Source organism: Fodinibius sp. GM108, assembly GCF_058386985.1.
On the sequence record NZ_JBYEIR010000004.1, the window covers coordinates 209,517 to 231,334 of the forward strand.

The window sequence follows — 21,818 nt, forward strand, 5'->3', positions numbered from 1 at the left end:
TTACCTTTTTTAATTGTTTTTTCACGTTGAGCTCTTGTTGAAAAAAGTCATCTACGCAAAATCAAATCAAAAGATATAGTTTGGCAGTTTTATGGATTTATTTGATAAGCTTCAGAGCAGACCAAGCCCGTTAGGGGAATTTACTTCAGATGGTTATGGCTATTATACGTACCCTAAGCTAGAAGGGCCATTGGGGCCGGTGATGGAATTTAATGGTGATGACGTCATTGTGTGGAGCATTAATGATTATTTGGGGATCGGAAGCAATGAAGAAGTAAGAAAGTATGATGCGGAGATTGCCCAGGATTATAGTCTGAGCAGTCCTATGGGAGCTCGTTTGATGACGGGTAATACTTCGGAGCATGAAAAGCTGGAGGAGGAATTAGCTGATTTTGTACATAAAGAAGATGCTTTTCTCCTGAATTACGGCTATCAGGGCATCATGAGCGTGATTCATGCTTTGGTTGATCGCAAAGATTTTCTCATTTATGATGAGCTCAGTCATGCTTGTATTGTAGATGGCAAGCAGTTGGCGATGGCCGAAAAATATGTATTTCAGCATAACGATATTGAAAGTTTTGAAAAGCAGCTCAGACGCGCCCATCGCAATAAGCGTGATGATTCTGCCGTATTGGTTGTCACCGAAGGTGCGTTTGGAATGACGGGCGATCTGGGAATATTGAAGGAGATGATTGCTCTCAAAGAGAAATTTCCGTTCCGTTTGTTAGTGGATGATGCTCACGGCGTAGGAACGATGGGTGAGGATGGTTCAGGTACGGGGACACATCTTGGTTGCCATGACGGAATTGATCTTTATTTCGGAACGTTTGCCAAAGCGTTTGCTTTGATCGGTGCTTTTGTTGCAACTGACGATAAACGCGTTGTTGAATTTCTGAAGGCAAACGTTCGAAGTCAGATATTTGCAAAGTCGGTACCTATGCCGATAGTTAAATCCGCTCGCAAGCGTTTGCAGTTGATTCAGGATAATCCCCAGTGGAGAGAAAAGCTCTGGGAGAATACAAATATGCTGCGCGGTGGGTTGCGTGACCTGGGATATAACGTGCTGCCCGCTGAATGCCCGGTAACGCCTGTGCTTACGAAAGGAAGTACAGATCTTTGTACAACAATTATGAGGAAGCTGCGCGAAGAACACGGAATTTTTGTCAGCGGGGTCGCTTACCCGGTAGTGCCTAAAGGAACAGTACTCATCCGCCTGATTCCGACGGCCGCACATACCGAAGAACATATTCAAAAAACGCTCGACGGGTTTGAGGCGATAAAGGATGTGGCACTTGCAGAAACCAAAAGCCAGCAGAAAATGACTGCCTGATAAAGGCAAAGACAGAAAACTTTTAAAGCCCCCGCTACTTAATTGTGGCGGGGCTTTTTTATAAGTGGGTATTGAGCCGTTTTTCCCAGTTAACCATTCTTTAATTTTATCTCATCCCGATCTCTTGCTTTGGAATACAACACAGCTCAACCCGGTGCCGGGAATTGCATCTGGTGATATAGTAGCATATAGATCCACCAGCCGCAAAACCAGCGTGCAGGCGGAATTAGAGTTATCTTGCTCGTTACATACCTCTGGTGCGTAACGAAAATTTTATCTGATTCCCAGCTTCTGTGGTCATTCTCACTAGAAGCTCCTGCTTCGTAATGCAATTGTCTGTTGGAAATGGAATTTCTCATATCCGTTCCGAAGCTGGATCTTCAGTTCGAGGTTGAAACCACAAAGTGTAACAAATGCCTTTCTTCCCCTGCGATAGTAGTGGAAGAACAAGAAGGGGTCAAAAATAGAGCAGTGTAGTCTGAAGAGAATACTTTTACCCTAAGAACTTTGAGAGAAGCTCACTTAAGTGAGCTTCGGTTTTTTTGCTTATTAGCCTGATGATTTATCTTCAGGCTTTAAGCTACCAATTACCAAAACAAAAAAGCCCCCTCACTTAACCGTGAGGGGGCTTTTGCTTTAAGTGTGGTAATTAACCGTCTTTTCTAGCTAAACAATTTTTTAATTAAGCCCATTACGCCGGACTCTTCCTCTTTTTCTGATCCGTCGCCTTTACGTCCACCGCTTAGTTTTTCATAACTGGGACGCGGAAGTTGTAGCTCATCATCTTTTTTATGCTTATTGCCGCGACCGTTCTGGCTGCCTTTGCGGTGTGCTTTTTTCTTTTTCCCTTTGCCTTTCTTTTTCTTCTTCTTACGCTCCTGCAGCTTCTGCTGTACCTCATCAGGCAGCGAAAGCTCTTTGGGAGCTTGACCAAGGGAATTTTCCAACTCATTGATATCGCTGCGATCCTGTTTCGAAACCAGTGAAACCAGTCGCGAAGCTTTTCCGGATCCCACCAAATTTGCTCGATAGCGATACTCATCGGGATTGTTGGGCACATCGTAGTTGATGACCTGTGTCACACGATTAAGGTTGAGTTCAGCGGCAGGAATATCAGCAACTAACAGATACTGTACATCCCCATTTGTAAAATTGGCAAATCGCTGAGACCGCTTTTCATCAGACAGCTTGCCGTGCAGGCTCGTAGCTTTAAGATTTCGTTTGCGCAGTATTCGATACAGCCGATCGGTTCCACGCTTTGAGGCTGTAAAGATTACGCAATTATCTGTAGGTGTTTCCTTAATATGAGCCATCAATGTGGAAATTTTCATACGATTTGGCACATAGATGTAGCCCTGATTAAGACTTTGGTCCACTTTTGGTGGTTCTGTCAACATACCGGGCTTGTCTTCAAACCCGATGCCGACCGGATCATCCAGATATTTTTTGGCCAGCTCTTTTACCTCATCATTAATGTCATCAGCATAGATGAGCGTTTGATGTTCATTCAAAACACGTTTAATAATATTTTTGATCTTTGAATGCAGATTCAGCGAAAGCATCTCATCTGCTTCATCAATAACTACCAAGTCGACATCCCGGAATATAAACCGTAACTCCTGGCACACATCCAGCAGGGGGCCCGGATTGCCGACAATCACTTCAACCTTGCTTTTCAAAGCTTCGGCCTGTTCCTCAAAGTCACCGTCCATATCAACAGATGCACATTCGATTTCGGCGTGATAACCCATTGCCCAAACAAGATTATCTATCTCTTTTGATTCTTCGGGATTGGGAGTTAACACTAAAACCGATGTTCCTTCTTTAGGATCTTTTTTATCGATCTGTTGAAGGGCCGGTATTACAAAAGAGGCAATTTTGCTGCTTCCGGGTTTAGCTTTTATTAATGCATCTTTTCCATCCAGTATAACAGGAATTGCTTCTTCTTGTAATTCTGTAAGTTCAGTATAATTAACATCTTCAAGCCCACTCATGATATTGGGGCTCAACGTCATTTCTTCAAACTTCAACGTCCTCACCTTTCATTTTATTAACGTTTGCTTCTTCATGCATCGCTTCAAAAACAAACGATGCTAATCAAGTGGCAGAATATACAAAATTTATAAGGCTTGCTCATCTGATTTCATAGCTAATTGTTCGTCTTTCTTAAATAATTCTGCGACAGCGAGTTCGCCTTCTGCCCACTTAATATAAACGCAGGAACCCCCTACTATTATTGCCATACCTAGTAAACCCACCAAACCGGCTTCGGGACCAAAGGCACCGCCCGTCCAAAGTTCAGGACCGTCTTGACGTATACTAAGTACTGTTATTTCTATTGTTTTACCACTCACAGGAAATCCCAGCACACCGGCCATTACAAAATTCCAGCTGAAATGTAATCCCACAGAGAGAGCCAGCCTGCCGGTTAAAACATATGGCACTGCTAAAACAACGCCAGCCAAAATGATATTGAATGTAGATATCAGTGATGCATTGGGATTGGAGGCGTGCATGATTCCAAATATTGAAGAGGTTATTAGAACCGCAATTATCAAGGCTCCTCGGCGTCCAAGAGACGGATAACGAAGTCCCTCTGTAATATTCAGAATCTGATAGCCGCGTGAAAAAAGTTCTTCATGAAATCCTACAGCCAGCATAGCAACAAAGAAGCCAGCTATTCCCAATCCAAAGGAACTTTCCAGGGGAAGATTCCAGCCATAACCTGTAAATGTGATCCATCCCGCCTGCCATTCTATAAGAAAGATGACACCTTGAGCTGCTGCGGCAATTCCGGTACCGATCAAAAATTCTTTACCCCAGGTTTTATTGAAATCAATTCCATATTCAGTAATAGGACGTTTATCAAAATAGCGTGCGGCAATCCAAACGCTGATAATAACACCAATAAACATCGGAATAACAGAAAAGAGAATGGATAGGCCGGGCATGAAATAAGAAATACCGGAAGATATGCCCCATGTAGTGGCAACCAAGATTAAAAGCTGGAACAGAAGTCGCCAACCTGCTCTTAAACGCTGTTCGTTTTCATTGATGAAGATATTCATAAGAAGAAACATTAGCAGTTTTGAATAGGTTACATTAATATAAAAGGCACGTAAATCTACAGGAAAAGATGAAGGAAACCATATTTTTATGAGTGACAGATTTGTATTTGAGGCTTCTCAGGAAGATGTAGAACAAAAATTCGGGGTTTCTACCGAGAGAGCGGATTTTTTTGAATCAGAATATAACATTGCACCCGGTGCACGTATCCCCGTTGTTTATCAGGAAGATGGGGATCGTAAAATATACAGTTTTAACTGGGGATTGATACCGCCGGATGCCGATATGGAAATGGAGGGCGATGAAAATTATGAAGTGGCTTTGGAAGAACTGGAGGAAAATGAATGGTTTTCTGATTGCTTTGAAAAGCGCAGATGCTTAATTCCTGCCAACGGGTTTTATAAATGGAAATTTACTGAAAAGAAAAGTACACCTTTTTACATTCGTCTTCTGACAAACGAACTAACAGCGTTCGCTGGAATTTATTCCGTTTGGAAATCTTCATCGGGACGTAATGTCTATTCCTGTGCCATGCTCACAACCGAAGCGAATGCCTTGGTGCAGCCTGTGGATGATCGTATGCCAGTGCTGTTAAGTCCGGACCATTATGAACGTTGGTTATCTAAGGATGAGTTAAGCGATACGGACCTTGAAAAGATAATGAACTCCTACTCATTAACCGAGCTGGCGGTCAATCGTGTATCAGAAGATGTCAATGATCCCGAAAACAACAGCCCCGAACTGATACAGCCCATTCCAAAATAAGATTGCTGATGACCACTGATTATGCAGATTAAGCAGAAGAAATCAGCGATTCGTGATGCGCATAGTGGGATAGGCCAGATCGATGTCATCATGTTCCTCAAATTTTCGCAGGATGTCTTCCCATATTGATTGTGATACACTCCGTCGCTGCCTGGGATTTGTGAGATGACGTATGGTCAATCGGATGCCGCTGTCCTGAACATCGGTATAGACAATTGGAGTCAAATATTGATAATAAATAAGATATGATTTTTTAGCTCGCAAAACCTGTTCCTGTGCCTGTTCTACGAAATCCCGCAGCTGTTCATCAGCGATTTCCTGCAAAATTTGCTTGGCTTTTTCCCAATCGCTCTCGAACGTGACAAGTACTTCCAGTTCATTCCAAATGAACTCAAAGTCGCTGGTGTAGTTGGCCAGTGATGCTGAAAATATTTTATGGTTTGGAACGTGTACAACGCGTCCTGTACTTTGATCGGCGTGAACCCAGTTGCCGATTTCCAGAACAGTAAATTTGAAAACGCGGATATCAATGACGTCGCCTTTTATATCCTCAACCTGGATACGGTCGCCAACATCCAGCGGTTTACGCCAGAGGATAAAAATCCATGCTGCAAAATCAGTAACCGGATCCCGAAGAGCTATAGCCAAACCGGCCGAGAGTAATCCCAAAAACGTCGCAAGAGATTGTAATCCCTCAAACCAGATCCTTCCGACAACAAGAAAACCCACGAAAACCGAAACATAGGTTAAATTTTTGCGCCATTTATACCGGACTTTGGCCTCAGGTATTTTCTTATTGATGATACGAATGGCAATAAACCAGATTAGCCATATTAAAACTATGGCAGCGACAGACAGGATAATCTGGTAGGTAATGCCCGGGGAATTTTCTATGAATTGTGTGACTTGATTAGAGATATCCTGCACAGTAGAAAATTAATTGATTAACAAAATAAAACTGATTTTTAACGGTTACCTAATACCACTGAAAACAATAAATGGTGTATATCATTATTGTAAAGAAAAGGAATTTTGGATAACTTTACCGATCTGAAAATACTGTCATATAGATTCACATTATGCTCTATTATATAATACTAGGTACCATAACGATAATTTGTATTTTGTTAGTCATTGTTGTGCTGCTTCAGCCTGGCCAGGGGCAAGGATTGGCTGGCGGCATTGCCGGTGGAATGGCCGGTGGCGGTGGATTGGGTGCTCGACGCACGGCTGATCTGCTTTCCAAATCGACTAGCGTGTTAGGCGGCGCGCTGCTTGTGCTTTGCGTGCTTGCTAACTTTGCTATTGATCGCGGCGGAGCCTCAGAAAGTGCCGTACAGCAAAGTGGAGTGCCTGTTGAACAGCAGCAAAACCAATCACCTTCTGCTGTCCCCGAATTACCACAAAATCAAAACAACCAAGGTGGAAGCAGCGATGATGGCGGATCCGGTGACGGAAATAACTAAGAAGGAAATCTTAGGAATTTAATAGGAAAAGCCCGATTCCAGATAAGAGGAGTCGGGCTTTTCTGTATTTTTGTCATATCTATCCTAAGGGGCAATGACAATCTTTCCGGTGGTATGTAGCGTTTGGATCTGCTCGAGTGCTGAGGCTGTTTGTCCCAATGTATATCTATTAGTGACTGGCACTTCTATTTGTTCGGTTTCAACGAGTTCCCGAAGATGATCGAGCTGACGAGAATGAGGTTCAACAAAAACGTATTCGAAATCGATATCCGGATCAATATTATCGCCTCTGTTAAGAATAGAGACTAGTTTGCCATTCTCTTTTAGCGCCGGAAGGCTTTGCTGCAAAGTTTCACCACTGGCGCAATCAAAAATCAGATCCACTCCTTCCGGTTTTATTTCGTTAAGGGCCTCACCGACATCATTATTCTTATAATCAATGGTAGCGTCTGCGCCGAGCTCATTCATAAAATCTTGATTTTGTTTGCTTGCTACGCCAATAACATAAGCATTTTTGGCCTTAGCCAGCTGAATGCCCATACTGCCAACACCACCCGATGCTCCGAGTATTAAAACCGTTTGATTCTCCTCGAGGTCACCGGCTTCGTACATCGATTGATAGGCAGTAAGGCCAACCAGTGGAACACACGCGGCTTCTTCATGAGGGATGGTTTTAGGCTTACGGCAGAGATAGCTTTCGGGAATTACGGTATATTCGGCAAAGGTACCCCATTGTACAAAAGGACGACGGGCATAGGCATATACCTCATCTCCAATATCAAAACGCCGGGCTGCGAAGCCTCGATCTTCAATTACGCCCGACATATCCCATCCTGGAATAAGCGGAAATTCGTGGGGCATGGCGTTGTCCAGATGTCCTTGGATGACAGACGCATCCACAGGATTTACACCCGCTGCTTTGATATTGACAAGTACTTCACCTTCTCCGAGATCCGGAAGTTCAATGGTGTCAATATTTACATTGCTGTGTTCGCCAAACTCTTCAAAAAAAGCTGCTTTTGTTTGTGCCATGATTAATCTGCTTTTGGATAGCGATTCTGATGAGACGGCTACCAGATTTTAATAACCTGACCGCTTATGGCTCCCAAAACACTTTTTCGATATCCTCTTACTACCCTTTCCATTGCAACAGGATTATGACCGGGAAAAGCATCGAAAAGTTCCGGTGAATCTTCGACCACACCCGGACTCACAGCATTGATTCGAACATCATTTTCAAGCTCCATAGCGGCTGACACAACAAAGCTGTTGATAGCCCCATTAACAGCAGCAAGATTGGCCGAAGCATATACCGGATCATCAGACAGGATGCCGGATATCAGCGTAAAAGATCCCTTGGGGTTGATATAATGCTGTCCTTTAAGAACCAGAGTAATCTGTCCAAGTAACTTGCTCTTTAATCCCACTTTAAAATCATCAGTAGTCATTTCTTTGAGCGGACCAAAATGGCCGGCTCCGCTTGCACTGATAAGAGCGTCAAAAGTCCCAACTTGTTCAAATAGATTTTCAATTGTTTCGGGTTTCGTAATATCAGCGTGGATATCACCACTACTGGAACCTACTTTTATTATTTCATGATCCTGTTCAAAATCTGCGGTTACTTTACTACCGATTGTACCGGTAGCGCCAACGATAATAATTTTCATAATGGAGGTTTTTGTTTGATCTGATTTTGCTTTAAGTCTTAATAAACTCTATAAAACTGAATATAGTTTGATGAAAATTTTGTCAGGGCTTGTTGGCATATTTCGGCTGATATTATTGATTGGATCTGAACGAATTAATGAGCAGAATACGCAATGTAAAGGTAGAAATGGATTAATCCATGTAACAAACCTTAAAACTAAATTTATCATTTTGACTATGAAGAGAGTAAGTTACACAATAGTTGTTCTTATTTTTTTGATCGGAATTACCGGATGCGGTGATGATGGATCAACATCATCAGAAAGCGAGTTGAATGGATTAGCAGTAGTATTAGAACGAACCGGGGATGAAGAGGTAGAAGTTTCTCAAGGATCCTTTGCAGATGCCGATATAGGTACAGTACGTTTCTGTTATGAAGGTGAAGGATGTGAAGAAAGCAGTGGAGGCAGTACCGAAAGCTGGGGTGGTCCGACAAGATACATTATGGAAAGTTCTGACCCAGGAAAACAGGCCGTTGGTGTTATCGTTGAGTTTGAAGTTAATGCCGGAGAAGGATTTGCCGAAATAGTGAGAGGAGAATCTTATGAAGAGGAGGGTTTTCCACGCTTTGACGAAGGAGAGGCAGTTGAAACAATTGATTCTTTTAGCGAGGGAGATGTCATCGAGTTTACTTATGGAGAAACTGATTAAGAAAAAAAAATTAGCCCCGGATATTCTGGTCCGGGGATATCATTTTGTTGATTTGCTGATCTGATCAGTTTGCTATTTCAACTTTTGCAAAACTTATCTGCATGATCCGGTGATTCTGCGTTATCTGCGTTATCCGCGTTCTATTACTTACCGATACAGAAGCGCGAAAAGATAGAATCCAGAATATCTTCGGTGGTAATTTCGCCGGTGATTGTACCCAAATCTTTAAGCGCCGAACGCAGGTCGATGGAAAGAAAATCGCCGGTCATGCCCTGATCAAGTGCCTGTAAGGCACTTCGTACATTTTCCTGGGCACTTTGAAGTGCATCACGATGTCTGCTGGAAGTGACCAATAGGCTCGATGAGTCATATTCTTTATTTTCGAGGGCGCGCTGCTTCATCAGCTTTTTGAGCTCGTCGATCTTTTCTCCCTCAAGCGCCGAGATTTTCAGATCATAATCAATACGTTCATCTTCCACATCCAGGGCAATGTCATTCTTCGTGCCGATGAGCACGAATGGTGTTTCTCCGGCACTTTTTTGAAACCTGGCTATATCTTTGCGCTCTTCCGGGGTCAGCTCGCGGGAGAGATCCTTTAGATACACAGCCAGGTCGGCTTTCTCAAAGGCCTGCTGTGAACGTTTTACGCCTTCGGCTTCAACGATATCTTCCGTTTCACGGAGTCCGGCAGTATCGGTAAGAATAAATCGGAGTCCGTCGTAACTCCAGTCCACGTCAATAGTATCACGAGTGGTTCCTGCAATTTCCGTAACGATAGCCCGGTTTTTACCTACCAAGGTATTCAGCAGGGTTGATTTGCCGGCATTGGGCAGGCCAATAAAAACAGTTCGAACACCATGTTTGACTAACCGACCCGTTTCATAGGTAGCCAGCAGATTATCAATCTCTTCATCCAGCTCTTTGAGGAGTCGTTCAAGTTCCTCCTTGTCAGCGAACTCGACATCTTCTTCCACAAAATCCAATTCCAGCTCTACCATGGCGGTAGCATCGATAATTTGCTGGCGGAATTGCTTGATGTGTTCACCAAGTTGTCCCTCCAGCTGTTGATGGGCAGCATCCAGTGCCTTTTTACTTTTCGCATGGATGAGATCAGCGACCGCCTCGGCCTGACTAAGTTCCATCTTTCCATTTAAGAAGGCGCGCTGTGTAAATTCACCGGGTTCGGCGGAGCGAATATCCAGATCCAGCATTGCTTCCAAAACGGCTTGTGTAACCAGTACACCGCCGTGACAGGAAATCTCAACTGTTTCTTCTCCTGTATATGATTTGGGAGAATGAAAAAGCGTAGCCAGTACCTCATCGACAACCTCTCCATCGCCATCTAAAATTTTCCCGAAGTGTACGGTATGGGAATCCTTTTCTGTTAAATCAGCTCCCTGGAACGCTTGGTTGACAGTTGCAATTGCATCTTTCCCGGATACACGAATTACGGCTATGCCGCCTTCCCCAACAGGAGTGGCTATGGCAGCGATAGGTTTTCGCTCAGTAATTTCGGATTGTTTGTTTTCAGATGTAGCTGGCTTGTTTTTCATAGATACGAATATAAGGAGTACGTGAAGATTAATCAGTACTATATAGCATGATAGCTTCGAGGTTTCAGAACCAGTCTAAAGCAAATAGTGCCGAAGTGAAGTTCCTGTAATTTTACGTGCAAATAACTTTCTTGTGAATACCATCTTACAATCGTTAAGAGAAGTATTCCCTGATTTGCATTTTACCACCGTTAGTGGCTTATTTTGAATACATTTTAATTATCTAACCTTAATAATTATGAGAAGCCTTACTCTTTTTATTGTTCTTCTGTTTACCACATCTGCAGCTGCTCAACAAGATATTACCAATGAAAATAAGCAGCAGGTGGTTAGCTCTATCAATAATCACGCGTCAGCTCTTACTGATCTAAGTGATGCTATTTGGGAACACGCAGAAATTGCCTTTAAGGAAAATCAATCTTCTGAAGCGTTAGCCTCATTTGCTGAAGATCAGGGTTTTACTGTTGAACGTGGAATAGGGGAAATCCCTACCGCATTTACTGCTGAATATGGAAGCGGCGAGCCGATTATCGGAATTATGGGAGAATTTGATGCTCTGCCGGGATTATCCCAGAAAACGGTGCCCCACAAAGAACCGCTTATAGAAGGCGCTCCCGGCCATGGGTGCGGTCATAACCTATTTGGAGTTGCTTCACTTGGCGCCGCTTTAACAATAAAGGAGTTAATTGAAAGTGGTGATCTTGAGGGGACGATCCGGTTTTATGGTACCCCGGCAGAAGAGAAGTTTTTTGGCAAATTATGGATGATTCGGGCCGGAGCTTTTGACGATGTAGATGTAATGATGGACTGGCATCCCAGCGACAATACCGAAGCAGATGTCCAAAGCAGTTTAGCCCTGGTTGATTTTTTGGTTGAATTCCACGGTCAGTCTGCGCATGCTTCGAGCGATCCCTGGAATGGGCGTAGTGCCGGTGATGCGCTGGAACTTTATACCGATGGCATCAATATGTATCGGGAACATGTAAAGCCAACTGTGCGAATTCATTACCATATACAAGATGCCGGAAAGGTCGTCAATGTTGTCCCTGATTATTCCAGAATTTGGGTCCGTGTCCGGGATACAAAAAGAGAAGGCATGCAAAAAGTCTGGAAAAGGGTAGAAGCGATGGCCGAAGGTGCAGCAGTAATGGCAAATGTAGATCATGAAATATCGCTTATCTCTGGTATTCATGATATATTGGTGAACCGTACCGGAGGAGCAGCGCTGCAATCGAACCTTGAGACGCTGGGAACGATCGATTATACAGAAGAAGAACAAAATTTTGCTAAAGAGATACAGGAAGCTACCGATAGTGAGGTTGTGGGAATAGATATGGAAATAGAACCACTCAAAGAGACAGCCGAGCACCCCGGTGGAGGTTCTACTGATGTAGGCGATGTTAGCTATATTGTACCTACAATTCGTTTGGGGGCAACAACAGCACCCAAAGGGACGCCGTGGCATTCATGGGCAGTGGTCGCAACTTCCGGGATGTCAATCGGGCACAAAGGTATGCTTTATGCATCCAAAGCGTTGGCTATGACCATGGTTGATTTATTTGAAAAACCCGAATTGGTCAAAGAGGTTAAGGCTGAGTTCAAGGAAAGAAAAGGTGATTATGAATATGAGGGAATGATACCGCCCGGACCTCCGCCACTGGATTTTGAACAAGATTGAGATAAAAAAGGCTTCCCAATCGGGAAGCCTTTTTTTTACCGTACCCTCAGACCGCTGATTTACGGTCGGGCGGATGAGGAAAATTCGTACCTTTTTAAATATTATTCTACATCACCCATCAAGCGTTTTACAGGTGGTGCTGCAAGCAGGGCAATGATTCCGCCGCCGCCAACCATTAACGCTACACTCCAGAAAAGACCGGATGGTTCAAGCGTTTCAAGTTGCCCCGCCATAAGACCAGCGAACAAGTTACCAAGTGCAGCGGCCACAAACCAAACACCCATCATCTGGCTTACAAGGCGTTCCGGCGCTAGTTTAGTCATAGAAGAAAGACCGACCGGAGATAAGCAAAGTTCACCACAGGTGTGTAAAAAGTAGGTGACGATTAGCCAAACAGGAGCAACAGAATTTGGGCCAGTGGCGTTAGCAGCTCCCCAGGATATTACAAAAAATCCTGCAGCCAATCCCAGAAGACCCAGTGCAAATTTTACGGGTATAGAGGGGTTGGCATTTCGACTAGCTAACCAAGTCCAAAGCCAACCGAAGACGGGGGCAAGAATTACAATAAATAGCGGATTGATGTTTTGAAGCATACTTGCCGGCATTTCCCATGTGGTGACAAGCTGGGTAGAAACGTAATACGTAAAGCCGATTAGCAGTAGTGAAAGACCTGCTACACCAGCTTTGCCCACCCACCAAAGATTATCTCGTTTGAAAATTCGCCAGCTGATATATCCGAGGGGAAGAGCGATAAGTAGTGCCGGTAAAAAGGCTCCAACTTGACTGATCAATCCATATGGGCCGAAGGTGCGATCAGTTTCACGTTCTGCAAATAGGTTTAAAGAAGATCCCGCTTGTTCAAAACCACTCCAGAAAAGTGCAGCAAGGATGAAAAGCCAAAAGATGACAAACAGCCTTTTCTTTTCTAAAGAAACTTGAAGGCTTGGCATGAACATTCTTACGGTATTAAGGATCAGAAATGCTATAACTGTAATTCCAATGCCGATTTGATACGAAAATATCGTAGGTCCCCAGTAAAAAGATGCAACGTAATATCCCGCGGCAGCTAATAAAACAACTCCCGCGATCCATTTCGGGTTGTTTATCAAATAAGCAAAAAATATGACAGCTATAAGGGCTACGCTGGTGCCAAGCGATTGTGCGAGCTGTTGAAGAGAAATACCGATAACGCCCGTATTCATCAAAAAGCTAAAGAGGACAATAACTGCCGTACAGATGCCGGTAGTTAACCAAAAGTTTCGATTGCGTCGGGAAAGTACTTCCTGGCTATCGTCGACTTTAAGTCGACCGGCGTCTCCCAGATTTTTTTCTCCCACTTTGTAAGAGATGAGTCCGAGCAGCATGCCGATACCGGCCAGTGAAAACCCCCAGTGCCAGTTATAGCCTTCACCAAGAATGCTGCAAAGTGTGGGACCCAAAATAGCACCGAAATTGATCCCCATATAAAAAATGGAAAAGCCGGCGTCGCGTCGGGCACCGCCTTCGGGATAGAGCTCCCCAACCATCGAGCTTACATTCGGTTTCAAGAGGCCGGTTCCAACTACAATAAATACAAGTCCCAGGTAAAAAGAGGGTTCATCCGGAAGTCCTACCAACGGACCGGCCATCGTAAAGTGACCTAAGGCAATGATACATCCGCCAACAAAAACACTTTTCTTCTGGCCCCATAACTTGTCGGCTACCCAGCCGCCAGGTAATGCCAATACATATACAAAAAAGGTATAAAGGCCATAAATAGCAGTAGCCCTTCCATCGCTAAAGCCGAGCCCGGGGTTGTCTCCCGTTACGGCTGCTGCCATAAAAAGGACAAGCAGGGCGCGCATTCCGTAATAACTGAAACGCTCCCAAAATTCTGTAAAAAATAATGTTGATAACCCCCGGGGATGGCCGAAAAAATCGTTTTTTTGATCGGCAGTCTCTACCGTTGATGTTTGTTCATTTGCCATTGGGTGGTGAGTTTATTTAGAATTGCGATTTCCCAATAATTATTTTGATTCACGCCGTGCATGATAATTAAACCGATATAGTGAAGCAACTTTTTCATATTTCGGATTGTGTAGTGCGTAAGTGATTGATAGAATTGGAATACGCAATACGGTTGATATTTATTACTTTTAATAAAATCCGAAGAAAAACATACTGGCAATGAGCACAGGTAAAGGCGTTGTTGAAAATATAAAAGCACCAACCGGAACCGACTTGCAGTGCGAGGGTTGGCACCAGGAAGCTGCCCTGCGCATGTTGATGAATAATCTCGATCCGGATGTAGCCGAGAAGCCGGACGAGCTGATTGTTTATGGTGGAGGCGGCAAGGCGGCGCGCAACTGGGAGTGCTACCACAAAATTACGGAGACGCTAAAGCGGCTGGAGAATGATGAAACGCTGTTGGTACAGAGTGGAAAGCCGGTGGGCGTATTCAGAACGCATGAAGAAGCTCCCCGCGTGCTTATTGCCAATGCACACCTGGTGCCGAAGTGGGCTAATTGGGATGAATTTCGTCGTCTCGATAAAAAGGGATTGACTATGTATGGTCAGATGACCGCTGGCTCGTGGATTTATATCGGTACGCAGGGCATTCTGCAGGGGACCTACGAAACCTTTGCCGAATGTGCCCGACAAAAGTTTGACGGTACGCTGGAAGGAAAACTTTTGGTTACAGCAGGACTCGGAGGAATGGGCGGCGCGCAGCCGCTGGCCGCAACGATGAACGGTGCTGCATTTATCGGCATCGAAGTAGATGAGAAGCGGATCGACCGGCGCGTGGAAACCGGGTATTGCGATGAAAAATGCACTAGTCTTGATGAAGCGCTGGAAAAGGCGTTGGATGCTAAGGAAAAAGGAGAAGCATTGTCGATCGGCTTGCTGGGCAACGTGGCTGAAGTATTGCCAAAGATGCTGGATAAGGGAATAATTCCCGATGTACTTACCGATCAAACGTCAGCTCATGATCTCCACAAGGGCTATATTCCCGCAGGCATGTCACTGGAAGAAGCCGCCGAAGAGCGAGAGTTAAATCCGGAGATGTACCAGGATGCGGTACTTGATTCGATGGTGACGCATGTAGAGACGATGCTTAAAATGCAGGAGAAAGGAGCCATCACTTTTGATTACGGCAACAATATCCGCGGACAAGTAGCTGATAACCGGGGTTTGGATGAGGCCTTTAACTTTCCGGGATTTGTACCAGCATTTATTCGTCCGCTGTTTTGTCGTGGATCGGGTCCGTTTCGCTGGGCAGCACTTTCCGGCAATCCCGAAGATATTTATACGACTGATCAGGCGGTACTCGAAACCTTCCCGGAGAAGGAATCGCTGAATAGGTGGATCAAAAAAGCCCAAGACCAGGTGCAGTTCCAGGGTTTACCGTCGCGTATCTGCTGGCTTGAGTATGGTGAACGTGCGGAGATGGGTGCCAAGTTCAACTGGCTCGTGAAAGAAGGTAAAGTAGATGCGCCGCTCGTTATCGGACGAGATCACCTGGATACGGGGTCGGTGGCATCCCCTAACCGTGAGACCGAAGGTATGAAGGATGGATCGGATGCTATTGCCGACTGGCCGCTGCTCAATGCAATGCTGAATACAGCCAGCGGAGCCAGCTGGGTATCACTGCATCATGGCGGTGGCGTAGGAATCGGTTATTCGATTCACGGCGGAATGGTGTGCGTAGCTGACGGTACTGAAATGGCAGATGAACGACTGGAACGGGTTCTTACCAACGACCCGGGTAGCGGGGTCATGCGTCATGCCGATGCCGGTTACGATGAAGCCATCAAAACGGCCAAAGAGCGCGGTGTGGACCTGCCGATGGTAGAGTAAGATAGAACGCAGATTATTGGATTTATTAGTGCGCAGGTTTAAGCCGCGGATTTACACGAATGAGAATTTTTATCAGAATTCTTTATTCCCCTTCTTTTGTGAATTCGGGAATGAGTCAGCAAAATGTATTGAGCTTGAAAAGCGGGTGTCATCCCGTCCGCCAGCCGGCGGATCAGGATTCATAGATAAAACTCTGTTTAAAAACTTTAAATAAAAGCATATGAATTACAGATCGTTTGATGATACAAAAGTGGCTGAAGTTGGATTGGGAACCTGGCAACTTGGCGGAACAGAATGGGGAGACATCTCCGATAAAGAGTCATTGAAGTTGTTGAAAGCATACGTAGAAGCCGGAGGTAATTTTATTGATACTGCCGATATTTATGGTGGTGGACGCAGTGAACGTCTTATTGGTAAGTTTATAGCTGAAAGGGATGAAGAGTTGTATGTGGCTACCAAGCTGGGTCGCCGAGAGGATGGTGATAACGGCTGGCCTCAAAATTTTACTTATGATTTTATAAAAAAACATATCGAGGATTCATTGGAACGGCTTGGTGTTTCAGAGCTTTTCCTGGAACAGTTTCATTGCATTCCCAAAGAGCAGATGGAAGATGGAAAAGTATTTGAGCATCTTCGTAAAATGCAGGACCAGGGACTGATACGCCACTGGGGAGCCAGCGTAGAGACAATCGAAGAGGGGCTCATTTGTCTCGAATATGATGGACTGGCCTCGTTGCAGGTAATTTTCAATATCTTTAGGCAGCACTTGGCTGATGAACTATTTGAAAAAGCCAGGGAAAAGGGAGTTGCAATTATTGTCCGGGTACCGCTGGCTAGCGGATTGTTGACCGGGAAATTCAACAAATCAACAACGTTCCCTGAAAACGATCATCGAAATTTCAATGCCAACGGGGAGGCATTTAATGTTGGAGAAACCTTTTCCGGTTTACCTTTCGAGAGGGGAGTAGACCTTTCGCAGGAAGTAGCCGAAATGTTGCCGGGTGAGATATCGATGGCTCAGGCTGCTTTGCGATGGATTCTCGATCATCCGGCGGTTACAACGGTTATACCTGGAGCTTCAAAGACTTATCAGATTACGAGTAACGTTAAGGCTTCAGCTCTCGATCCACTGCCGGAGGAGATACATCAAAAACTGCGAAATCTATACGATGATAAAATACGCCCGGCTATTCGAGGCGAGGTATAAAATAAATTCATTTTATATTGGAATATAGCTAATATGAATGATACACTTTGACAAGAAAAGGATTGGGACTGATCTTAATTCAGAATATTTTTAGGGATAAATAAAATGGCTTATAGAATACTAGCTTTTCTGATAGCAGTATGTTTTGCAACAGCTTGCGGACCTGACATTCCGGCCGACTTGATTATTTCCGATGCAAATATCATTGATGTTGAATCCGGGGATATCACAAAGAATAAGACTATTGAGATACGGAATGGTGAAATTGCTGCTATACACGACGCCGGTGTGGAAATTACTGCAGATGATTCCATAAATGCATCAGGCAAATATGTAATACCCGGTCTGTGGGATATGCACGTGCATTTCCGCGGTGGCGATACATTGGCAGCCGAAAATAAAGAGCTGCTCGATCTTTTTATTGCCAATGGGGTGACGACAGTGCGCGATGCGGGCGGAGATATTACCCCGGCTATCCTCGAGTGGAAGAAAGAGATTGAAAACAGTGAGTTGACAGGTCCACAAATTTTTACCTCGGGTCCTAAAATTGATGGTGCGGATCCCTCCTGGGCGGGATCGATTGAGCTTACATCGGTTGATGGGGTATCGGCGGCTTTTGATTCTCTGGAGTCGCTGAACGTTGACTACGTAAAGCTTTATGACAGCACCATACCGGCCGATGTATATTTGGCGGCGATAGAAGAGGCCGAAGGACGGGGGATGCTGGTTACGGGACACATGCCCTTTACCGTTAATTTTACTGAAGCCGTAGCAGCTGGGCTTGATGCCACAGAACATATGTATTATGTGTTGAAGGGGGCATCATCCAGTGAAGAAACAATTACCAAAGCGGTCCGCCAGGGAGAGTATGGTTTCTGGTCAGCACTTTCTGAAATTATCAAAACGTATGATGAGCAAACTGCCCGTGAAACTTATGAACAGATGGCTGAGACTGGAACCGGAGTTGTCCCTACGTTATATATAGGAAAAGTGCTGGCGTATTTGAATGAGGAGGATCACAGTGAGGATGAATATCTGGAATATATCGGTGAAGGAATTCAGGAAACGTATCAGGGACGTCTGCAGTCCGCGCGTAATCAAAGTGAAGAAGCTACTCAGCGACGCCGAAATTTGGAAGAGCGATTTGTGAATATGATTCCGGATATCCATCAGGCCGGAGTGCCGATATTAGCCGGATCAGACAGTGGTCCGTACAACTCTTTTGTCTATCCCGGGATTTCTCTTCACAAGGAATTGCAAGAGCTGGTAGCAGCGGGTTTGACTCCATTGGAAGCATTGCAAACCTCGATAATCAATGGCCCCGAATTTTTCGATGTTGATAATCGGTATGGAAAAATCCAGATGGGATATGCTGCCGATTTGGTGCTGCTAAACAGTAATCCGCTTGAAGAGATCAAAAACACCGAAGATATTCATACGGTAATAGTACAGGGTTCACCGGTCGAACCATCACTTTAACTCTTCAGTAAGATAACATGGGAAAATATTTATGGAATTTAGCGCTGACTGTTTTATTGCTTTTTATGATAACAACAGCAGCAACAGCCCAGAATACGAATGAGAAAAAAGCAGTTTTGGAAGCGGTGCAGACAGTTTTTGATGCTATGGCTGAAGCCGATTCGGCCAAAGCTGCCTCTGTTTTTCTTGAGGGAGGTCATACTTTTCGTGTTGACGAGCAGGGCAACATATCATTAAACGAAAATAGTGCATTCGCCCAAAGTATTGGCAACTTTAAACAGCAAGTGGTGGAGCGTATGTGGGATACGCAGGTTTTGGTGGATGGAAATATAGCCATGGCGTGGACTCCATATGATCTCCATGTTGACGGACAGTTTTCCCATTGTGGAACAAACCTCATCTCTCTGATAAAAACCGATAACGGATGGAAGATTTCAGATATCACTTATAATGTTAAGCGGGAAGCATGTGAGGAAAGTCCGCTCGGTCCACTTGAGCAGTAAGTTTTGCAACACTTCTTTTTGCTTTTCGTCTGATAAGAATGTCAACATCTCATTAACTATTGCTCCTATGGAAACCTTACTTGTCATTATTGGAGGAATCTGCATCATTGCCGGCTTTTTGGGATCGTTTGTCCCTATCCTGCCCGGTACACCAGTTACCTATTGCGGATTGATAGCGCTGCAATTGGCTCATCAGCCGTTTACTGCAACCTTTCTGATCGTATGGGCGCTTATCGTTGTCGCGATCATGATATTAGATAATGTGATTCCCGCCTATGGCACTAAAAAATTCGGTGGATCACCCTACGGAATATGGGGAAGCATTATCGGGTTCATTATCGGGATTTTCTTCTTTCCGCCTTTCGGGATGATTGTTGGTCCGCTGGTTGGGGCGTTTGCCGGAGAATTGCTGGGCGGGAAATCTTCCGACCGGGCACTGAAATCAGCGATTGGATCATTTGCCGGGCTGCTCGTAAATACGCTAATGAAAGTTATCGCCAGTGGAGTAATGGCTTATTATTTTATAACCGCTTTTTAAGGATTTATCGGTAATGTCTGATACGTAATACGGAATGCGTAAAAAACCTGCATCAACGAATAATTAAATAGATTCATAGTGAGGCGGCTTCATTGACTTCTATCCAGTAGCCATCAGGATCGGGGAAATAGACCTGCCGGACTCCATCGGCGCGGGTGGTAATGTTTCCGGCCTTGCCTTTTGAATTATGTGGCTTAACATCATGCGATTTTAAATGGTCTAAAAATTCATCGAAGCTTACCAGTTTCAGGGCTAGATGAACTCCAACGTTGGTTTGAATCTCTTCTGTTTCTCCCTCCACAACATGTAGCTCGGTTCCGTTACCCAGCGAAAACCAGCGGATATGAGGTTTTTCCGTGCGGTTTTTGATCTCATTGAGATCAAGCACCTCGCTGTAAAATGATGCACTTACTTCAAGATCGGAAACTTTTATGGTGTAATGGTCAAAAGTCAGGTTAAACATTTAAACTAAATCCGGATTTGTAATATTTAATTCAAAGGTAAAACTAATCTGCGCGCTCTGCGAGATCCGCGGGAAAATAATAGAGTGATAAAGTTTGCTCCCGCAGATTCCGCTGATTACGCAGACCTTTTTATTCCAGCAGCTTGTAACATTCATATCTGAATTCTTGTGAGATCCATAGGTAGTAAAGAGTCACAATTCAACATTTTTGCTTTATTTATTTAATTATTGCAGATTTTCTTATGACTGAAAATGAACTTTCTTATATCATCAGGGGTGCTATTTTTGATGTTTACAATACGTTAGGTCCGGGATTACTGGAATCTGTTTATCAGCATACTTTAGCGTATGAGTTAGTGGACAAAGGGCTGAATATCCAAACCGAAGTAGGTGTTCCGGTTTTTTATAAAGATCAAAAAATGGATTTAGGTTTTCGTATGGATATTCTGGTTAACAGAAAAGTGCTCGTTGAGTTGAAATCTGTAGAGCAATTACATGAAGTTCATCATAAACAAGTGATTACCTACTTAAAACTTACTGATCTTAAACTTGGGCTTTTGGTAAATTTCAATGCTAATGATATTTCAAAATCAATATATAGAAAAGTGAATAATCTGTAACCTCCCGCCGATTACGCAGATTAAGATCACTAATATCCCGTGAACTTTTGTTAGTAACTTTACTGAAATAAATTCAGTAAAGAAGCTTTCTTCTTTTAAAATATGAGGTTTTACATCTGCGCACTCTGCGAGATCCGTACTTAGCTTACGTCCGCAGATTCCGCTAATTACGCAGATTAAATTCATTTTACACTTAATTAATCAGATTTCTGGAAAATAATCACCCGGTCGTCCGGAAAATCCACTGAAGCATCCAGGTAATCGGCCAGCCAGCGGAATGTATCCTTCGAGAAAAAAGTAACATGAGTTATATCTTTTTTGTAGTGCCAGTCGGCAAAAAATTCTTTATCGGCTTGGGCCATTTTGGTCATAATTCCCAGATAGCCGCCGGGCTTCAGGATTTCCCACAACCGGTCGATCTCTTTCCGTGGCTGATGTAAGTGTTCAAACGTTTCGGTGGAGGTGATAAAATCATACTCCTCTTCAAAAACGCCGGGATCAAAAGCGTAAAAAGAATCGTACAGGTTTACAGTATGTCCTTTTTCCTCAAACATTACGCTTAAGGTCGGACCCGGTCCTGAACCGAAATCGAGTCCCTTGCTGTTGGGTTCCAGCAGGGATTCCAGCGGATCAAAAAGCTGACTCAAAAAGGCCCGGTAATCGGGATCGTCCGGATCATTTTCGTGTTCGTCGTAACGCTTCTTCTCCTCCTCGGGAGAAGGCAAATCAGTCGGATCGGAGGAGATAAGTCTACATATCCTGCATAGATAATGTGTGCCATATTCATCGTTATGGAATAGCGAAATGTCTGTACTATTGCACAGCGGACAAATGATACGGCTCATAAAACACTAGAAATTTTTGGTCAAAAACTATTCTCATACCTCTAAATAAAAGTTCCCCTCCCGGGAGGGACAGGGCTGGGTTTAACAGCGGTAACAAAGCGAAAATTTTG

General features: G+C 44.2%; 20 protein-coding genes. 11 read left to right on the forward strand and 9 right to left on the reverse strand.

Features of this window, described 5'->3' with window-relative positions:
* The first annotated feature begins 91 nt into the window (after positions 1-91).
* The gene (locus ACT3ID_RS08925) at positions 92-1,330 is read left to right on the forward strand and encodes an aminotransferase class I/II-fold pyridoxal phosphate-dependent enzyme (RefSeq protein WP_491541670.1); all 1,239 of its coding nucleotides are present in this window, start codon (positions 92-94) and stop codon (positions 1,328-1,330) included.
* A gap of 662 nt (positions 1,331-1,992) precedes the next feature.
* Here the strand turns inward: ACT3ID_RS08925 and ACT3ID_RS08930 are convergent.
* Both ACT3ID_RS08930 and ACT3ID_RS08935 read right to left on the reverse strand, forming a co-directional pair.
* On the reverse strand, positions 1,993-3,360 hold the full coding sequence (locus ACT3ID_RS08930) for a DEAD/DEAH box helicase (RefSeq protein WP_491541671.1): 1,368 nt from the start codon (positions 3,358-3,360) through the stop codon (positions 1,993-1,995).
* Between the two features lie 90 nt (positions 3,361-3,450).
* Positions 3,451-4,398, reverse strand: a complete 948-nt coding sequence (locus ACT3ID_RS08935; protein ID WP_491541672.1) for a CPBP family intramembrane glutamic endopeptidase — start codon at positions 4,396-4,398, stop codon at positions 3,451-3,453.
* A gap of 88 nt (positions 4,399-4,486) precedes the next feature.
* Between ACT3ID_RS08935 and ACT3ID_RS08940 the strand changes: the two genes are divergently transcribed.
* Positions 4,487-5,161 carry an SOS response-associated peptidase gene (locus tag ACT3ID_RS08940; protein ID WP_491541673.1) on the forward strand — a complete coding sequence of 225 codons (675 nt, stop codon included), beginning with the start codon at positions 4,487-4,489 and terminating at the stop codon, positions 5,159-5,161.
* 42 nt (positions 5,162-5,203) lie between these two features.
* Here the strand turns inward: ACT3ID_RS08940 and ACT3ID_RS08945 are convergent, their stop codons facing one another.
* Positions 5,204-6,088 carry a mechanosensitive ion channel family protein gene (locus tag ACT3ID_RS08945; protein ID WP_491541674.1) on the reverse strand — a complete coding sequence of 295 codons (885 nt, stop codon included), beginning with the start codon at positions 6,086-6,088 and terminating at the stop codon, positions 5,204-5,206.
* A 152-nt stretch (positions 6,089-6,240) separates the two neighbouring features.
* Here ACT3ID_RS08945 and secG point away from each other — a divergent pair, with 152 nt between their 5' ends.
* Positions 6,241-6,627: a preprotein translocase subunit SecG gene (secG, locus tag ACT3ID_RS08950; RefSeq protein ID WP_491541675.1), complete on the forward strand. Its 387-nt coding sequence runs from the start codon at positions 6,241-6,243 to the stop codon at positions 6,625-6,627.
* Between the two features lie 84 nt (positions 6,628-6,711).
* Here the strand turns inward: secG and ACT3ID_RS08955 are convergent, their stop codons facing one another.
* Together ACT3ID_RS08955 and ACT3ID_RS08960 are read right to left on the reverse strand one after the other, a co-directional pair.
* Positions 6,712-7,659: an NADP-dependent oxidoreductase gene (locus ACT3ID_RS08955; protein WP_491541676.1), complete on the reverse strand. Its 948-nt coding sequence runs from the start codon at positions 7,657-7,659 to the stop codon at positions 6,712-6,714.
* A 38-nt stretch (positions 7,660-7,697) separates the two neighbouring features.
* Positions 7,698-8,294, reverse strand: a complete 597-nt coding sequence (locus tag ACT3ID_RS08960) for a short chain dehydrogenase (protein ID WP_491541677.1) — start codon at positions 8,292-8,294, stop codon at positions 7,698-7,700.
* A gap of 217 nt (positions 8,295-8,511) precedes the next feature.
* Here ACT3ID_RS08960 and ACT3ID_RS08965 point away from each other — a divergent pair, with 217 nt between their 5' ends.
* Positions 8,512-8,985 (forward strand): hypothetical protein, encoded by a 474-nt coding sequence (locus ACT3ID_RS08965; protein WP_491541678.1) that lies wholly within the window; start codon positions 8,512-8,514, stop codon positions 8,983-8,985.
* 143 nt (positions 8,986-9,128) lie between these two features.
* On the opposite strand, the gene mnmE is transcribed toward ACT3ID_RS08965, so the two are convergent.
* Positions 9,129-10,538, reverse strand: a complete 1,410-nt coding sequence (gene mnmE, locus ACT3ID_RS08970) for a tRNA uridine-5-carboxymethylaminomethyl(34) synthesis GTPase MnmE (RefSeq protein WP_491541679.1) — start codon at positions 10,536-10,538, stop codon at positions 9,129-9,131.
* 238 nt (positions 10,539-10,776) lie between these two features.
* Here mnmE and ACT3ID_RS08975 point away from each other — a divergent pair, with 238 nt between their 5' ends.
* Positions 10,777-12,216 carry an amidohydrolase gene (locus tag ACT3ID_RS08975; RefSeq protein WP_491541680.1) on the forward strand — a complete coding sequence of 480 codons (1,440 nt, stop codon included), beginning with the start codon at positions 10,777-10,779 and terminating at the stop codon, positions 12,214-12,216.
* 101 nt (positions 12,217-12,317) lie between these two features.
* Here ACT3ID_RS08975 and ACT3ID_RS08980 read toward each other — a convergent pair whose 3' ends face one another.
* Entirely contained in the window at positions 12,318-14,183 is a 1,866-nt protein-coding gene (locus tag ACT3ID_RS08980) for a peptide MFS transporter (protein ID WP_491541681.1), read from the reverse strand.
* Positions 14,184-14,382: 199 nt separating this feature from the next.
* Between ACT3ID_RS08980 and hutU the strand changes: the two genes are divergently transcribed.
* From hutU to ACT3ID_RS09005, 5 genes are all read left to right on the forward strand, one after another.
* Complete coding sequence (hutU, locus tag ACT3ID_RS08985; RefSeq protein WP_491541682.1) at positions 14,383-16,053, forward strand: urocanate hydratase; 1,671 nt, start codon at positions 14,383-14,385, stop codon at positions 16,051-16,053.
* Positions 16,054-16,273: 220 nt separating this feature from the next.
* The gene (locus ACT3ID_RS08990; protein ID WP_491541683.1) at positions 16,274-17,260 is read left to right on the forward strand and encodes an aldo/keto reductase; all 987 of its coding nucleotides are present in this window, start codon (positions 16,274-16,276) and stop codon (positions 17,258-17,260) included.
* Between the two features lie 105 nt (positions 17,261-17,365).
* On the forward strand, positions 17,366-18,739 hold the full coding sequence (locus tag ACT3ID_RS08995; RefSeq protein ID WP_491541684.1) for an amidohydrolase family protein: 1,374 nt from the start codon (positions 17,366-17,368) through the stop codon (positions 18,737-18,739).
* Positions 18,740-18,756: 17 nt separating this feature from the next.
* A complete protein-coding gene (locus ACT3ID_RS09000) occupies positions 18,757-19,242 on the forward strand; it encodes a nuclear transport factor 2 family protein (RefSeq protein WP_491541685.1) in 486 nt (161 codons plus the stop codon).
* Between the two features lie 67 nt (positions 19,243-19,309).
* Positions 19,310-19,780 carry a DUF456 domain-containing protein gene (locus ACT3ID_RS09005; protein ID WP_491541686.1) on the forward strand — a complete coding sequence of 157 codons (471 nt, stop codon included), beginning with the start codon at positions 19,310-19,312 and terminating at the stop codon, positions 19,778-19,780.
* Between the two features lie 73 nt (positions 19,781-19,853).
* Here the strand turns inward: ACT3ID_RS09005 and ACT3ID_RS09010 are convergent, their stop codons facing one another.
* Positions 19,854-20,243, reverse strand: a complete 390-nt coding sequence (locus tag ACT3ID_RS09010) for a VOC family protein (RefSeq protein WP_491541687.1) — start codon at positions 20,241-20,243, stop codon at positions 19,854-19,856.
* A 242-nt stretch (positions 20,244-20,485) separates the two neighbouring features.
* Between ACT3ID_RS09010 and ACT3ID_RS09015 the strand changes: the two genes are divergently transcribed.
* Positions 20,486-20,863, forward strand: coding sequence for a GxxExxY protein (locus ACT3ID_RS09015; RefSeq protein ID WP_491541688.1), 378 nt, complete (start codon positions 20,486-20,488; stop codon positions 20,861-20,863).
* Between the two features lie 197 nt (positions 20,864-21,060).
* Here the strand turns inward: ACT3ID_RS09015 and ACT3ID_RS09020 are convergent, their stop codons facing one another.
* A complete protein-coding gene (locus tag ACT3ID_RS09020) occupies positions 21,061-21,708 on the reverse strand; it encodes a class I SAM-dependent methyltransferase (protein ID WP_491541689.1) in 648 nt (215 codons plus the stop codon).
* Between the last annotated feature and the right edge of the window lie 110 nt (positions 21,709-21,818).